This window comes from Plantactinospora sp. A48 (genome assembly GCF_055793945.1).
On record NZ_JBTIXF010000062.1, the window covers coordinates 1 to 15781 of the forward strand.

A 15781-nucleotide genomic window follows, 5' to 3' on the forward strand; every position below is an offset into this window, starting at 1 on the left:
CGGACACCCCCCAGGTGGCCCTCTTGCTAGGTGTGGGGAATTTGCTTGGTGGGTGGGGGCTTGGGATCGACCGCCACCCCTCCCGGTGTGCGGTGGGTTTGTTGGGTTGTCCTCCCCCGACCCCCCCCCACCACCAGCTAGGCCGAACGGTCCCGTCGGGTCGGGGTGGCGAACAGGTCGACGATCTCGTCGAACTGGGTGAGCAGCAGCCCGGCCACCGCACCACCCACGGCGGCGATCAGCGAACCGGCGAGGGTCCGCGGGTCGTCGCCGCCGAGGAACGCCCGGCCGGTCAGCAGGCCGACCAGCGCCACCACCAGCAGCAGAGCATTGCGGACCAGGTGCCGGCGGCCGACCGGCGTTCCGGCCGCCCCGAAGCAACGGCACCGCACCACCCGGCCGCGCCGGATCACCAGCACCATGGCGGCGGTGAAGGCGAGCAGCAGACACAGGGCGATCACGAAGCCCACCGGTGCCGACGGGTCGGTGGCCAGCAGCGGGACGACCGCGACCTCACCGGCGATGACGGCCAGCGCGGCCGGCCGCTCCAACCGGGTCGGCAGCACCCCGAAGCCACGAACCGAGGCGACGAAGGCGTCCCGGGCGGCCCGACCGCGTAACTTGCTGCCCGCGGAGACCGCGAACACCAGCGCGATCAGGCAGCGACAGGCGATCTCCGTGTAGCGCACCACCCAACACTAGCCGTCCGGCGCCGGTCCGGGTCCGGCGTGTTCACCGGGTTTCGACCAGCAGACCGAGGACGAGGTCACGGGGCAACCCGTGGGTCTCGTGCAGCTCCACCAGGTCCTCCTCGCGCAGCGGTCCGCGTTCCAGCCGCCGGGAAACCACCCGCCGGCCACGCCGGAGCAGCCGTTCGAAGCGGCGCTCCTCGTCGAGCAGGGCGGTGCGTACCTCGCCCGGTCCGATCGGCAGCCGGAAGTGCCCGAGGGTGTGCTTGACCGGCTCCACCGGAAGGTCGTCCAGGCTCCGGGTCGGATCGTCCCGCCACAGTGTGGTGAGCACCCGCCGCAGCAGCCGGCGCAGCACGTAGCCACGGCCCGTGTTCTCCGGCCGGACGCCGTCGCCGAGCATCACCACACAGGAGCGGAAATGGTCGCAGACGACGCGGGTGTCCGGCCCGTCGAGCGGCCACCGCTGGGAGACCGTGGTCAGCCACGGCGTGAAGATGTCACACCCGTACACCGAATCCTGTCCCTGTAGGACGGTCAGCAGGCGTTCCAGTCCCATGCCGGTGTCGACGACCGGCTGGGGAAGGGGTTCGAGGCCGCCGTCGTCGTGCCGGCGGTAGCGCATGGTGACGTGGTTCCACAGCTCCACCCAGCGGGGATCGCCGCTCGGTGGACCGGTCGGCGGCGAGTCGCCGGTCCAGACGAACAGCTCCGAGTCGGGTCCGCACGGCCCGGTGGGGCCGTTGGACCACCAGTTCTCCTCGCGGGTCAGCTCGACCGGCACGCCGAGTTCCGTCCAGGTGGACAGCGAGTCGTCATCCGGGCCGACCTGGTCGTCACCGCCGAACACGGTGGCGTGCAGCCGACCCGGGTCGATGCCGTAGCCGTCCCGCAGCAGCTCGTACCCCCAGCGCAGGCTGCGTGGCCCGGAGTAGTCGCCGAGCGACCACGAGCCGAGCATCTCGAACACCGTCAGGTGGGTGTGGTCGCCGACCTCGTCGAGGTCGGTGGTCCGCAGGCAGCGCTGCACGTTGACCAGCCGACGCCCGCCCGGGTGCGGCCGGCCCAGCAGGTACGGCGTGAGTGGGTGCATGCCGGAGGTGGTGAACAGCACCGGGTCACCGGGCGGCGGGATGAGTGAGGTGCCGGTGACCGGCCGGTGACCGCGTTCGCGGAAGAAGTCGAGGAATGTGCGGACGGTCTGTTCGGTGTCCATGTCGGTGGCCTTCCGGGTCGGTGGCAGCCGGAGAGCCCGCGCGGTCCGCGCGTGAGATGGAGTCGCGACGCACCGGCGAGCCGTTTCCGGCCGCCGGTGGGATTTCGGGTCAGGCAGCGGCGACCGGCGAACTGGCAGCTCGCGCGGTCGCGGTACGGGTGCCGACCTCCATGCCGGCAACGGTAGCGCGGCCACCTCGATCCCGTCGCCGGGATTTTCGGATCGTTGAGATGGATCTATCGGTTGGGTAGCGTACGAGGTCGGGCCGAATCCGGATCAGGCCGCCGCCCCTCGGCCGGGAAGGAGCCACCGTGGAGGCACTGCTCAGTGTGGAACCCCGCGACGCGGGCCCCGAGGTGGTGGAACCGGTCACCGAGTTCGAGGCCGGTTTCTACGCCGAGCAGGACCGGACCCGGTGCGCCGGCTGCTGTTTCAGCCACACCCTGGTCGACCTGGCGACGCACTCCGCCACGCAGTAGCCGCGGCAGCCCCCGGGTAGGAGCGTTCGGCGTGGACAGCACCGAGATCGAGGCACTTGTCGAACGCGCCGCCCGGTACCACCGCGTGCCGTCCTACCAGCTTCACCGCGACGCGACCTGGCTGATGCTGACCCCCGAACCCGCGGTCACCCTGCCCGCCCACGGTTGGAAGCTGCACGTCTCGGCCCGGGCCACCACGTTCGGGGAACTGGTGCGGCGGCTGCTGCCGGTGCTGCTCGCCGAGGGCTGCGTGGTCAAACTGGCCCGCTCGCCGGAGGTGTTGAGCCGGCTCAACAACGGATACAGCTCGCCGGCCGCCGTGGGCAAGGCCATCACCATCTACCCCGACCAGGACCGGGTCCGCGACCTCGGGCTGCGGCTGGCGCGACTGCTGCGGGGCGAGTCGGCACCCCGGGTGCTGAGCGACCGGGCGGTCGACCCGGCCGCGCCGGTCTACTACCGGTACGGCCCGTTCGCCGCGTCCTGGGGCGCGGACGCGCGTGGTCGGCTGATCACCCTGATCCACGGGCCGGGCGGCGAGGAGTTCGGCGCGCTGGCCACCATGCGGTACCGGCAGCCGCGCTGGGCCACCGACCCGTTCACCGGTGAGTTGGGGGAGTCGGTCGATCCCGACCGGCGGCCGGACCGGCGGGCGACCCTGCTCGGCGGGTACTACCGGGTGGTCACCGGCATCTACGAGTCGGGGCGGGGCAACGTCTACCGCGCGATCGACGAACGGACCGGCGTCGTCGTGGTGGTCAAGCAGGCCCGGGCCCACGTCGACGAGCACGAGGAGGCGGGGGACGTCCGGGTACGCCTGCGCAACGAGCGCCGGGTGCTCGAGGCGCTGGCCGGCGTACCCGGGGTGCCCCGGTTCCTCGACCATTTCCGGCACGGCGCCGACGAGTTCCTGGTGACCACCGACGCCGGGCCGCGCGACCTCGCCGACGATGTGGCGCACGACGGCTGCTACCTGCCCGGCGGCGCCCACGGCGGGCGCAGCCTCGACCGGTTGGCCGGCCGGCTCGCCCGGGCCGTGCTGGACCTGCACGCGCGGGGCGTCGTCGCCCGGGACATCACCGCGCGCAACGTGGTGATCGACGGCGACCGGGTCACGCTCATCGACTTCGGGCTGGCCGCGTACGACGGAATTTTCGTACCTGGCGGTACCGCCGGGTACGCGCCGGCTCGGCAGCGCCGGCACGAGCTGCCCCGGGACACCGACGACCTGTACGCGCTCGGCATGATCCTGCTGTTCGCCGCGCACGGGCTGCCCCCGGTGACCCTCGGCGACGATCTCGATCTGCCGCGCCGCCGGGCGTTGCAGACCCTCCGGTCCCGCTACGGCGAGTCCCCGCCGGGCGTGTTCGCGACGATCACCGACCTGCTCAGCGGCGACGACGAGGTGACGCGGGCGGCCGCGCGCCGGCTCGCCGCCGAGCCCGACGAACCGCCGAGTCCCCGGGCAGGCGCCCCGGCACCCGACGTTCCGGGCCTCACCGGTCGGGTCCTGCCGGTCCCGCCACCGGCCACCCCCGGCGGCACCGGACGGCCGTTGCCCGCCCCGCCGGACGTCACCCCGGATCTCGCCGCGGAGATCACCGACCAGCTGCTGTCGAACCTGATCGAGGTGACCGGCCGGATCATGTCGGCGTCCGGCAGCCGGTCGGTCGCCCACGACGCCAGCGTCTACAGCGGCTCCGCCGGAATCGGGCTGGAGTTGCTGGAGCATCTCGACCGGCCGGGCGTCGCCGACTGCCTCCGGGCGCTGGTGCCGTTCACCGTCCGCGCGATGACCCGGGTGGACCTGCCACCGGGTCTGCTCGTCGGTCGTACCGGGGTCGACGTCTTCCTCGAACTGGCCCGGCGGCGTGGCTTCGACGCCGGGCCGGACCAGCCGGTCCCGTACCTGCCGGGGGACGACTGGAGTCCCGAGGGCGCCGACCTGATCGTCGGCGCCGCCGGGGTCGGCCTCGGGCATCTGCTGCTGCACCGCGCGACCGGCGACCCGGCACACCTGGCCGTGGCCCGACGGTGCGCCGGGGTGGCCCTGGCGCAGCCGGTGCCGACCGGACGGGCGGGAACCGACGCGCGACCGGAGCCGGCCGCGCTCGAACCGTCGGCCGGCCGGGCACACGGCCTGGCCGGTACCACCGAACTGTTGCTCTGCCTCGGCCGGCACACCGGCGACTCGGCCCTGCTGGCCGCCGGAGCGGGCCGGGCCGCCGTGCTGGCCCGGCGGGCCACCTCGCTGGCCGCGCGGATCCAGGGCCCGCGGGCGTCCGCCCTGGCGGTCTCCTGGTGCCAGGGGCTGGCCGGCATCGCGCTGACGCTGCGGTACGCCGGCGGCGTCCTGGCCGACCGGGAGCTGACCGGGACGGCGCGGCGGATCGCCGCCGACTGCGTGGGCTTCCTGCCCCGGGTCAGCGTCCCCGGTCAGTGCTGCGGCACGACCGGGGTCGGCAACCTGCTCATCGACCTGGCCCAGGTCGACGCCGACGACCGCTGGTGGGACGCCGCGGCGCTGGCCGGCCGGCACCTGTTGCTGCGGGCCGGGGGCACCACCCGGCACCCGCTGTTCGTGGCGGACGATCCGGAGGACACCACCGCCTCCTGGGCGTTCGGCCTCGCCGGGATGCTCGGCTTCTTCCGGCGGCTGGCCCGGCGTGCCGGCCCGGCCGGCCTTCCGCTGCCGGACTGGGCCGGGCTGCGGTCGCTGCCCGTCGGCTCGGCACCGCCCGCCGGCTCGGCACCGCCCGCTGGCTCGGCACCGCCCGCTGGCTCGGCACCGCCCGCCGGCTCGGCACCGCCCGTCGGCTCGGCACGGGGTTCGTGGGTGGGGCCGGGCTCCGGTCCGGGACCCACGGCGGGGCTGGTACCGCCCGAGGGCTCCAGCCGGACCTCCCCGCCGGGACCGGTGCCGTCCGACCCGCGACTCAGGCCGGTCGGGTCCGGCCCTTGAGCCGCCGGCCCAGCTCCCGGGCGATCTCACGGTGGGCGTCCCGCTCGGCGATCGCCTGCCGCTTGTCGTACGACCGCTTGCCACGGGCGAGGCCCAGCTCGACCTTGGCCCATCCGTTGGCGAAGTAGACCGACAGCGGCACGAGGGTCAGTCCCGGCTCCCGCAGTCGGTCGAGGATGCGGGCGATCTCCACCCGGCGCAGCAGCAGCTTGCGGGTCCGCCGTGGCTGGTGGTTGGTCCAGCTACCGAAGCCGTACTCGGCGATGTGCAGGCCGTAGAGCATGATCTCGCCGTCCCGCTCCTGGGCGAAGGCGTCCGCGAGCGACACGTACCCCGCGCGCAGCGACTTGACCTCGGTTCCGACCAGCACGATGCCGGCCTCGTACGTCTTGAGGATCGCGTAGTCGTGCCGCGCCTTCCGGTTCGAGGCGATGATCTTGTGCCCGGTGTCCCTGGCCACCCCGACCTCCTCCACGCCGCTCCCGGCCCCGATCGCCAGCCGCTGTCGCTCCCGTTCGTCGGTCCCGTTCGCCGTTCGTCGGTCCCGTTCGCCGTTCGTCGGTCGCCGTTCGTCGGTCGCCGTTCGTCGGTCGCCGTTCGTCGGTCCCGTTCGTCGGTCCCGTTCGTCGGTCCCGTTCGTCGGTCCCGGCGCGGGATGCTACCCCAGCCGGTCCTTGGCGGACGGGCCGGCGAACACCCAGCCACGCAGCAGCAGGAAACGCAGCACGGTCGCGGCCAGGTTGGCGGCGGTGAGCACGGCCAGCTCGACCAGCCGGGGCGGAGGACCGGGCCGGGCGCCCGCCGCCAACGCCGCCAGCGCGCCGCTGGTGAGTCCCAGGCCGAGCGCGAAGATCAGCAGCCCCTGTACGTGGTGCCGGGCGAGGCCGCCGGCGCCCCGGACGCCGAAGGTGAGCCGCCGGTTCAGCGCGGTGTTGCCGACCGCCGTGACCAGCAGCGCCAGCAGGTTCGCCGGCTGCGCGGCCAGGCCGAGCCGCAGGGCGGCGTAGAGCAGCAGGTACGCGGCGGTCGAGGTGACGCCCACGGCGACGAACCGGACGAGCTGCCGGCCCAGACCCACCGGTACGCCGGGGGCCAGCGGCTCCCGACCCAGATCCCGGCGCAGGTCGGCCAGGGGCAGCGCGCCGGTCGCCAGGGCTCGGGCCAGGCGACCGATCCCGCGCAGGTCGGCGTACGCGGTGCCGAGCAGGTCGACCCGGCTGTCCGGGTCGTCGATCCAGTCGACCGGCACCTCGTGGATGCGCAGGCCGGCGCGCTGGGCCAGCACCAGCAACTCGGTGTCGAAGAACCAGCCGGGGTCCCGGACCAGCGGCAGCAGCCGCCGCGCGACGTCCGCGCGGATGGCCTTGAACCCGCACTGGGCGTCGGAGAACCGGGCGGCCAGGGTGCCGCGCAGGATCAGGTTGTAGCACCGGGAGATGAACTCCCGCTTGTGCCCGCGGACCACCCGGGAACCCCGGGCCAGCCGGGTGCCGATGGCCAGGTCCGAGTGCCCGGAGATCAACGGGGCCACCAGCGGGAGCAGCCCGGCCAGATCGGTGGACAGATCCACGTCCATGTACGCCAGCACGGCCGCGCCGGAGGCCGACCACACCGTGTGCAGGGCCCGCCCGCGCCCCCGCTGCGCCAGCCGGACGGCGACCACATCGGGCAGTTCGGCGGCGAGCCGGGCGGCGATCGTCGGGGTGGCGTCGTCGCTCGCGTTGTCGGCGATCGTGATCCGGAACCGGTACGGGAAGGTCCCGGTGAGATACCCGTGCAGTCGCCGGACGCACGGTTCCAGATCCTTCTCCTCGTTGTGGACCGGTACCACCACGTCCAGCACCAGATCGGTGCCGGTCCCGGTGCGTCCCAGGACGGCCGGTGGGACGGTGCCGGTTCCGGTCTGCGCGGCGGTTGAGGCGGTGGTCATGGCGGAAAGCCTCGGCGGGACCGCTGAGAGTCATCGTTGTGACACCTGAGAACCAGCTAAGAATCCGGCGGGCCCGACCGGCGGTCGTGGCCGGCCGGGTCGGTGCTGGCCGGCCGGATCGGTGCTGGCTGGCCGGATCGGTGCTGGCCCGCCGGGTCAGCGGATCGCGTTGAGCAGCGGCCAGGTCCGGGGACCGCACATGCCGAGCCCCTGCAGTCCGTGGTGCTTCTGGAACGCGACGACCACCCGCTTCGTCCTCGGTCCGAACTCGCCGTCCACGGCGAGCGCCCGGCCGCCGAGCACGGCATGCCGGTTGCCGGCCGCGAAGTTCAACCGGGCCTGGATCCACCGCACGTGATCGCGTTTCGGACTGCCCGGTCCGATCGGCATCCCCGGGTACGGCCGGTCCGCCACGCCGATCGGGGCGGCACCCGTGGCCCCCGAACCAAGCCCCTCGACGAAGCCGAGTTTCGGGAAGAGCGCCTTCCAGGTGCCGGTCGAGAAGCGGCGGACCGGCGGGCGGCCCTCGGCGGCACAGAGGATTCCGGAAACCAGGCCCGAGCAGTCCCCGCCGTGCCGGGGCGGCGGGCTGGGCACCGGCACCATCGCCCACCGGTAGGTCAGCCCGACGCACCGGTCGGCCCACCGCCGTGCGGCGTCCGCCTGGGCATCGCCGAGCGCCCGGTGGAAGTGGTGCCGGAACAGCGGATGGGCGGCGCCGCGGGCCGCCGAGCCCCGCAGGCAACCCCGGCCGCCCCGGCTCTCGTAGTTCACCCCGCCCAGCGTGCAGGCCACGTGCCCGATCCCGGAGTGGGTCTCGTTCGGGTAGATGATGCCGATCTGCAGCAGCTTCGTCATCTCAGCTCGCCTCGGCGTCCGGTCCGGGTGCCTCGGGATCCCGCTGGGCGGCCCGGAGCGCGGCCAGTTCGTCGGGTTGGTAGTCGTCACCCTCGGGCGCCTCCTCCCCGACGTCGACGTCCGTGCCGTCGTACAGGTCGTACCGTTGCTCGTCGTCGCCGGGCATGAGGCCTCATCTCCCCGGGTGCGGCCGTCGCCGCTGGTGGCGTTCCGGGCCGGTCCGGGACGGACCGGCCCGCCGCCATCCGCCCCGACCGTGGGCGGTTGGCCAGGGTCGATCCGGACGCCGGTGCGGTTCACAGCGTGGCTCCGGCGGCGGTGTGTCGCAGCCGGGTAGGCGACATCGGACCGCCGTCCGCCGCCCGGTGCCCGTCAGGAGGCCGGGTTGACCGGTCAGTCAGCCCAGAGTGTCGGCTTTTGGACGGTTCGGTGGACCCCCGCTGTCGGCTTCGGCAGGGTGGCAACTCGGCCGGCGAAGGGGTGGGCATGGGGCGGATGACGACCCGGCTGTGGCACGGGATCGGACTGGTGCTGTGGTTGGCGTCCGGCGGCACGCTGGGCTGGGTGGTGCTGGCCGCCAACGGGCGGGGCTTCGTCTTCACCCCGGGCTGGTCCGCACTGTTCGCGATGTGGGTGCTGCTCAGCGTCACCCTGCTGCTCGACCTGCTGGTCCGGCGCCAGGACGCCGAACCGGTCGAGCGGACGGCCCAGGTCGCGGGCGCGCGGGCGGAGGCGGCCCGGGCACACGCCGCCGAGGTGGCCCGCCGGGCCCGCGCCGACGGCCGCGACCCGCTCACCCCGGACGTGGTCGCCGCCGGCCGGGTCGCGGTCAGCGCCGCGGCCGAACACACCGCCGCGGTGGTCCGGGTCCGCCGGGCCGGACTCAAGGCCCTGATCGTGGGCGCCGACGGGCGGGCCTCCACCAGCAAACTCCAGGCGGTGCTCTGGACGTACGCGGTGCTGTTCGTGCTGTTGTACATGGTGGTGCTCGGGCGGTCGCTGTTCGGTCCGGCCGATGGTGGCCGGTACGGTGACGCCTTCGCGGACTTCCTCAGCGCCGGTTTCCGGCCGGAGTACGTGGCGTTGCTCGGCCTGCCGGTGGCCGGCGCGGTCGCGGCGAAGGGCATCACCTCGGGCAAGGTGGTCGGTCAGCAGGTGCTCAAGCCGCCGCCGACCGGTCGGCCGGGCGTTGCGCGGGCGCTCGCGGAGACGGTGAGCGACGACGCCGGCGAGACGGACCTGTTGGACTTCCAGTACTTCGGGTTCAACGCCGTCGCCCTGCTCTACTTCCTGGTCAGCTTCGCCACCACCAGCGCGGTGGACCCGGGCCACGGGCTGCCGGAGATCCCGTCCACCCTGCTCGCCCTGTCCGGGGTGTCCACCGCCGCGTACCTGGCGAAGAAGCAGTTGGAGACGGGACTCGCCCCGGTGATCACCTCGGTCACCCCGCTGCGGGTGATGGTGGGCGAGGACCGCCGGATCGTGATCAACGGTGACGGGTTCCTCGCCGAGGGTCGGCCCGTGAACAGCGCCTTCAACCAGGTACTCCTCGACGGTCGGCCGCTGCCGACCGACGAGACGTCGTGGTCGCGTACCTCGGTCACCGCCCTGCTGCCCACCGAGACCGACCGCGCCACGCTGGAGCGGCTCGGCTGGCGGCAGACCACCCGGGGCAACCTCGCCGCCCTCACGGTCCGGGACGACCGGGGGACCAGCAGCCCGCTCGTGCGGATCGAGGTCCACCTCCCGGATCCGGCTCCGACCGGCGGATCTCCGGACCCGGCCTCGACCGGCGGATCTCCGGACCCGGCCTCGACCGGCGGATAGCCGGTCCCGGAGTCCGGCCGCCGGATCCGGGCTCGCGTTCCGACCGATCAACACGTTGCGTAGGCGGCCGATGACCGATCCTGCTACACATGCGGAATGTGGCGTCGACGATCAGCGCGGGACCCCCTGGTCCAGGCGGTGGCGCCGGGCGTCCGGGTCGACCGGCTGGAACTGTTCTTCGACCTGGTCTTCGTCTTCGCGTTCTTCACGATCACGCGTGCCGCCGCGGGTCACCTGACCGCCGTCGGGATGCTGCAGGGGTTCCTGGTCCTCGCGCTGCTCTGGTGGGCCTGGTGCGCCCACATGATCGTGGCGAACCGGATCCGGCTGGGCGAGGGCATCGCCCCGGCGGTGATGTTCGCCGCGATGACGGTGGTGTTCGTGATCGCCCTGGTCATCCCGCAGGCGTTCGAGATCCGGCCGGGCGGGTTGCCCGGCCCGCTGGTCTTCGCCGGCGGCTACTTCACCGTCCGGGCGATGCACCTGGCACTGCACTGGTACGCCGCCCGGGGGGACGGACCGCTGCGGCGGCAGCTGCGCCGGGTCACGGTGTCGATGTGGGTGGCGTCCGCGCTGCTCGTCCTGGCCGCCGTCCTGCCCAGGGAGCACTTTGACGGCACCCCCCGGCTCGCCCTCTGGGCGTTGGCCGTGGCCGTCGAGTACGGCGCGGGCCTGCGGGTCGGGCTGTGGGGCTGGGCGGTGGCCTCGGCGGGCCACTGGGTCGAGCGGTACGAGTTGATCGTCATCGTCGCGTTCGGCGAGGCCATCATCGCGGTCGGCATCGGCGGTGATCTCCGGGGCCAGGCCGTCACGTGGGTCACGATCCTCATCTCGCTGATGGGCATCACCGTGATCGCCCCGCTCTGGCTGGCCTACTTCGACCTGGTCGGCCCCGCCGCGCTCCAGACGATGCACGGCACCCACGGCCAGGCCCGGGTGGCGCTCGCCCGGGACGCCTACATGTACCTGCACCTTCCCATGATCGCGGGGCTGATCGCGGTGGCCCTCGGCGGCGAGGCCGTGCTGCACCACCTCGGGACGGTCGGCGTGGACCTCGCCGCGCCGCAGCCCGGTCCGGGCATCCTGCTGGCCTACTGCGGGGTGGCCCTCTACCTGCTCGGGCTCGTCGGATTCCAGTGGCGTGCCCTCGGCACGCTGGTCTGGACCCGGCCGGCCGCCATCGTGATCCTGCTCGGCCTGATCCCCGGCGTGATCCACCTGCCGGCCATCGTGGCCGTGACCGCGCTGTCCACGATCTGCATGGCGCTGCTGGCCAGCGAACGGGTCATCCTGCGGGAGTCCCGGCAGGCCCTGCGGGCCGCGGTCCGCCGCGAACGGGCCGCCCACGAGGCCCGCGAAACGCAGTGGCGGCGCGAACCGTACCGGTAGCGCGGCTGCCCTGGCGGCTCGGTCCCGCCGTTATTCGGTTGTCCGCCCGCCGTCACACTGGTGTACTCCGGCACGGGCCCAGGCACCGACCAGAGGACCCAGGCACCGACCAGAAGAACCCAGACACCGAGCAGAAGGAGCCGTACCGACATGCGAGCAGCGTTCGTGTCCAACCAGAAGGGACTGGCCAGCTACCCGGAGGACCGAACGCGTGGTACGTACTCTCAACATCGGAATCCTGGCGCACGTCGACGCCGGTAAGACCAGCCTGACCGAGCGGCTGCTGCACGCCGCCGGCGTCATCGACGAGATCGGCAGTGTCGACCAGGGCAGCACCCGGACCGACACCCTCGCGCTGGAGCGGCAGCGCGGCATCACCATCCGATCGGCTGTCGTCGCGTTCACGGTCGGCGGTGTGACGGTCAACCTCATCGACACGCCGGGCCACCCCGACTTCATCGCCGAGGTCGAACGGGCGCTGGGCGTCCTCGACGGCGCCGTCCTGGTGGTCTCCGCGGTGGAGGGCGTCCAGGCACAGACCCGGGTGCTGATGCGTACGCTGCGCCGGCTCGGCATCCCCACCCTGCTGTTCGTCAACAAGATCGACCGTTCCGGCGCCCGGTACGGCGACCTGCTGGCCACGATCGCCGACCAGCTCACCCCGGCGATCGTCCCGCTGGGCACGGTCACCGGGATCGGCCGGCCAACCGCCAGGTACCGGCCGTACGCGGCGACCGACCCGGAGTGTCCCGACCGCTGGGTGAACGTGCTCGCCGACCACGACGACGCGCTGCTGTCCGCGTACGTCGCCGACCCGGCCGCGGTGACGTACGACCGGTTACGGACCGAGCTGGCCAGCCAGAGCCGAGCCGGGCTCGCGTACCCGGTGTTCTTCGGCTCGGCGATCACCGGGGCCGGCGTCGACGCCCTGCTCGCCGGCATCCCGGAGCTGCTGCCGGCCGCGACCGGTCCCGCCGCCGCCCCGCTGTCCGGCACCGTGTTCAAGGTGGAGCGAGGCCCCGCCGGGGAGCGGATCGCGTACGTGCGGATCTTCGCCGGCACGCTGCGGGTGCGCGACCGGGTCTCCGCCCGGGGCGCCCGGCCCGACCGGGTGACCGCCATCGAGGTTTTCGAGGCGGGCACGGCGGGCCGGTCCGAGTCCCTTCCTGCCGGCCGGATCGGCCGGGTGTGGGGGCTCGGCGGGATCCGGATCGGTGACCCGGTCGGTACGCCACCACCCGGCGCCGGGCAGCATTTCGCACCGCCCACCCTGGAGACCGTGGTGGTGCCGTGCGATCCGGCGGACCGGGGATCGCTGCACACCGCTCTCACCCAGCTCGCCGAGCAGGATCCGCTGATCAACCTGCGCCAGGACGACCGGCGGGGCGAGACGTCCGTCTCGCTCTACGGCGAGGTGCAGAAGGAGGTCATCGGGGCCACCCTGGCGACCGAGTACGGCGTGCCGGTCACGTTCCACGACTCGACCACCATCTGCGTGGAGCGTCCGATCGGTACGGGAACGGCGCTGGAGGTGATCGGCACCGAGCCCAACCCGTTCCTCGCCACCGTGGGGCTGCGGGTCGAGCCGGCGCCGGTGGACAGCGGGGTCACGTTCCGCCGGGAGATCGAGTTGGGTTCGCTGCCGCTGGCGTTCCTGCGGGCGATCGAGGAGGCCGTGCGGGAGGCCCTGGCGCAGGGGCTGTCCGGGTGGCGGGTGACCGACTGCCGGGTGACGCTCACCCAGTCCGGCTACTGGGCCCGGCAGAGCCACGCGCACGGCACCTTCGACAAGAGCATGTCCAGTACGGCCGGCGACTTCCGCAACCTGACCCCGCTGGTGCTGATGGCCGCGCTGCGGCGGGCCGGCACCCATGTCTGCGAACCGATGCACCGGTTCCACCTGGAGGTGCCGGCCGACCTGCTCGGAACGGTCCTGCCGGTGCTGGCCCGGTACTCGGCGGTACCCCGTAGCTCCGAGCCACGCGGCCGGTCGTACGTGGTCGGCGGGCTCATCCCGGCGGCCCGGGTGTCCGGCCTGGAACGGCGGCTGCCGGCGCTGACCCGGGGCGAGGGACTGCTGGAGTACGCCTTCGACCACTACCGGCGGGTGTCCGGCCCGGCGCCGACCCGGCCACGGTCGGACCACAACCCACTGGACCGCCGGGAGTACCTGCTGCACGTCGTCCGGCGGTGCTGACCGGCGGCGCTCAGGTGTCGGGCTTGGTGCGGGAGCGACGCCGCCTGGCCCGGCGCCGCCCGATCCGGTCCGGGGCGGGCGACGGGTTCGTACCGGGCGGCGTCGGATCTGACCTGGACGGTGTCGGTTTCGGGGGCGAATGGTGTTGATTCCGGGGCGGTCGGCGGTTCGTGGCCCCGGTCCGGCGGGGTGCCGTGACCGCCGTCTAGGCTGGCCAGCATGTCCGTGTACGAGATCGGAATCGCGTCCCTGGCCGGCGAGCCGGACGAGCTGGCCCGGCACCGGGGCCGGCCGACCCTCGTCGTCAACGTCGCCTCGAAGTGCGGCCTCACCCCGCAGTACGCCGGCCTGGAGCGGCTTGCCGAGCGTTATCCCGGGTTGACCGTCCTCGGCGTGCCGTGCAACCAGTTCGGCGGCCAGGAGCCGGGCAGCTCCGAGGAGATCGCCGAGTTCTGCTCCACCACGTACGGGGTGACCTTCCCGCTCACCGAGAAGATCGAGGTGAACGGGGCCGGCCGGCACCCGTTGTACGCCGCGCTGGTGGACACGCCCGACGCCGAGGGCTACACCGGCGACATCCGGTGGAACTTCGAGAAGTTCCTCGTCGACGCCGCCGGCACGCCGGTGGCGCGGTTCGGACCACAGGTGGAGCCCGAGTCGCCCGAGATCGTCGGCGCGCTCGACAGGGCCCTGGCCGGCTGATCGGTCCTGGCCCCGGACGTTACCGGCCGCCAGCCGTCGGTTCGGTCGCCCGTATTCGACCGCGCTCCGGGCACACCCGGTTACCTTTTGATCGTCCCCCCGCATCGCGGCGGAGCCGTGTTTCGGTCGAAGGTGGAGGTTGACGGGCGCGTCGGCTCAGCATCGCAGGTGGTACCGGTTGCGTTGTGGCCTTCGCTCGGGGTCGATCCACCCGGGCGGAACGAACTCGGGTCGACCGTCGAGGGCCAGTGCGACCCGCCAGTCGCCCCGGTGGATGACGCCGTGATGGTATCGGCACAGCAGGACCGCGTTGTGCAGGGCGGTCTCCCCGCCGTCCGTCCAGGGTCGGATGTGGTGCCCGTCGCACCAACGCGGCGGACGATCGCAGCCCGGGAAGGCGCAGCCGCGGTCGCGCAGCACCAGAGCGCGGCGCAAGGGTCCGGTGAACAGCCGGCGCTGTCGGCCGACATCGAGCACCTGCCCCTGGCCGCCGAGGACGGCCGGCAGGAGCGCGGCGTCGCAGGCGAGCCGGCGCACGGTGTCGGTGCCGAAGCGCAGGCCGGTGTCCAGGGCGCCGGTGCCCAGCCGGGCGGTCAGCGCGTCGTACGCGGTGGTGACCACCAACTGAGTGGGGTCACCTCCGTTGTCGGGCAGTTCGCCGGTCCGCAGGGCCAGGCGGAGCACCTCGGCCAGGGCGTCGTGCCGGCGCTGGCCCGGACCGCGGTCGTCCCCGGGGCCGATGGGCCGGGTCAGCGGATCGAGGGCAGCGTACAGCAGGGCCCCGGTTTCGGCGTCCAGCACGCCCCTGAGCCGGAGCCAGCCCTCGGTGGTGGTCGACAGGGTCAACTCGCGGCGTAGCTCCGCCCGCCGGTCCGCCCGCCGGAGGGCCCGCCGGTCGGCCTCCTCGGCCAGTTCGGGCGCTACGTGCTGGAGGATCCGATCGGCGCAGCTCCGCAGTGCCCGCGGTTCCAGGTCGCGGGCGTCGGCGAGCAGAATGGCCAGGGCCTTGTCCGCGACTTCGAGCCCGGCCTCCCGACGGACGCCGTCAACGGCGGTGGCGATGATCCGGGCCTGGTCCAGGCTCACCGAGCCGGCCGCGACGGCCTCCCGCAACTCCGCCCCGGCCGCCCGGTCACCACCCTCGGCCCCGTTGGGCGTCGTCCCGGCGATGGGGCCGGTCGGATCCGCCGCCAGCCAGGCGGCGTCGGTGACCATCCGCCGTGCCTCGGCAGCCGAGATCCGTAACCGGTCACGCAACCACGCCGCCGTTGAGGCGGCCCCGGCGGCCCGGCCCAGACCCCGACCGTCGAGCTCCCGGACCAGCGCGAGTCGGGCCGCCGCGAGTCGTCGCTCGGCCGCCACCACCTCGTCCAGCGCGCCCATCAGCTCCGGCCCGGGCAGCGACCACACCGGCACCTGCGCGCACGCCCGCGCCGCCACGGCTACCCTCTGGAACGTCCCCGTCACGCCACACACATTCGCATGCCCCTACGACCATTCCGCCCTACCGCCCCCGCCAGGAGGCAGTGGCG

General features: G+C 73.5%; 13 protein-coding genes. 6 read left to right on the top strand and 7 right to left on the bottom strand.

Going from position 1 to position 15781, the window contains the following annotated elements:
• Positions 1-137 precede the first annotated feature (137 nt).
• Together ACXN5W_RS24650 and ACXN5W_RS24655 are read right to left on the bottom strand one after the other, a co-directional pair.
• Positions 138-689 carry a MauE/DoxX family redox-associated membrane protein gene (locus tag ACXN5W_RS24650; protein ID WP_473160745.1) on the bottom strand — a complete coding sequence of 184 codons (552 nt, stop codon included), beginning with the start codon at positions 687-689 and terminating at the stop codon, positions 138-140.
• A 43-nt stretch (positions 690-732) separates the two neighbouring features.
• Entirely contained in the window at positions 733-1905 is a 1173-nt protein-coding gene (locus tag ACXN5W_RS24655; RefSeq protein WP_473160746.1) for an alanine--tRNA ligase-related protein, read from the bottom strand.
• Between the two features lie 311 nt (positions 1906-2216).
• Between ACXN5W_RS24655 and ACXN5W_RS24660 the strand changes: the two genes are divergently transcribed.
• On the top strand, positions 2217-2384 hold the full coding sequence (locus ACXN5W_RS24660) for a hypothetical protein (protein ID WP_473160747.1): 168 nt from the start codon (positions 2217-2219) through the stop codon (positions 2382-2384).
• 31 nt (positions 2385-2415) lie between these two features.
• A complete protein-coding gene (locus ACXN5W_RS24665) occupies positions 2416-5346 on the top strand; it encodes a class III lanthionine synthetase LanKC N-terminal domain-containing protein (RefSeq protein ID WP_473160748.1) in 2931 nt (976 codons plus the stop codon).
• Here ACXN5W_RS24665 and smpB read toward each other — a convergent pair.
• From smpB to ACXN5W_RS24685, 4 genes are all read right to left on the bottom strand, one after another.
• On the bottom strand, positions 5321-5806 hold the full coding sequence (gene smpB, locus ACXN5W_RS24670) for an SsrA-binding protein SmpB (RefSeq protein WP_473160749.1): 486 nt from the start codon (positions 5804-5806) through the stop codon (positions 5321-5323). The two genes, ACXN5W_RS24665 and smpB, sit on opposite strands and share 26 nt — an antisense overlap.
• A gap of 198 nt (positions 5807-6004) precedes the next feature.
• Positions 6005-7276, bottom strand: coding sequence for a bifunctional glycosyltransferase family 2/GtrA family protein (locus tag ACXN5W_RS24675; RefSeq protein ID WP_473160750.1), 1272 nt, complete (start codon positions 7274-7276; stop codon positions 6005-6007).
• A gap of 156 nt (positions 7277-7432) precedes the next feature.
• Positions 7433-8134 (bottom strand): peptidoglycan-binding domain-containing protein, encoded by a 702-nt coding sequence (locus ACXN5W_RS24680; protein WP_473160751.1) that lies wholly within the window; start codon positions 8132-8134, stop codon positions 7433-7435.
• A gap of 1 nt (position 8135) precedes the next feature.
• Positions 8136-8300, bottom strand: coding sequence for a hypothetical protein (locus ACXN5W_RS24685; RefSeq protein ID WP_473160752.1), 165 nt, complete (start codon positions 8298-8300; stop codon positions 8136-8138).
• A 320-nt stretch (positions 8301-8620) separates the two neighbouring features.
• Between ACXN5W_RS24685 and ACXN5W_RS24690 the strand changes: the two genes are divergently transcribed.
• The 4 genes from ACXN5W_RS24690 (at position 8621) to ACXN5W_RS24705 (ending at position 14249) form a co-directional block, all read left to right on the top strand.
• Positions 8621-9961 carry an IPT/TIG domain-containing protein gene (locus ACXN5W_RS24690; protein ID WP_473160753.1) on the top strand — a complete coding sequence of 447 codons (1341 nt, stop codon included), beginning with the start codon at positions 8621-8623 and terminating at the stop codon, positions 9959-9961.
• Positions 9962-10057: 96 nt separating this feature from the next.
• Positions 10058-11350, top strand: a complete 1293-nt coding sequence (locus ACXN5W_RS24695) for a low temperature requirement protein A (RefSeq protein WP_473160754.1) — start codon at positions 10058-10060, stop codon at positions 11348-11350.
• Between the two features lie 211 nt (positions 11351-11561).
• A complete protein-coding gene (locus tag ACXN5W_RS24700; protein ID WP_473160755.1) occupies positions 11562-13547 on the top strand; it encodes a GTP-binding protein in 1986 nt (661 codons plus the stop codon).
• 219 nt (positions 13548-13766) lie between these two features.
• On the top strand, positions 13767-14249 hold the full coding sequence (locus ACXN5W_RS24705; RefSeq protein WP_473160756.1) for a glutathione peroxidase: 483 nt from the start codon (positions 13767-13769) through the stop codon (positions 14247-14249).
• Between the two features lie 156 nt (positions 14250-14405).
• Here the strand turns inward: ACXN5W_RS24705 and ACXN5W_RS24710 are convergent, their stop codons facing one another.
• Positions 14406-15716: an HNH endonuclease signature motif containing protein gene (locus ACXN5W_RS24710; protein ID WP_473160757.1), complete on the bottom strand. Its 1311-nt coding sequence runs from the start codon at positions 15714-15716 to the stop codon at positions 14406-14408.
• Positions 15717-15781: the final 65 nt, after the last annotated feature.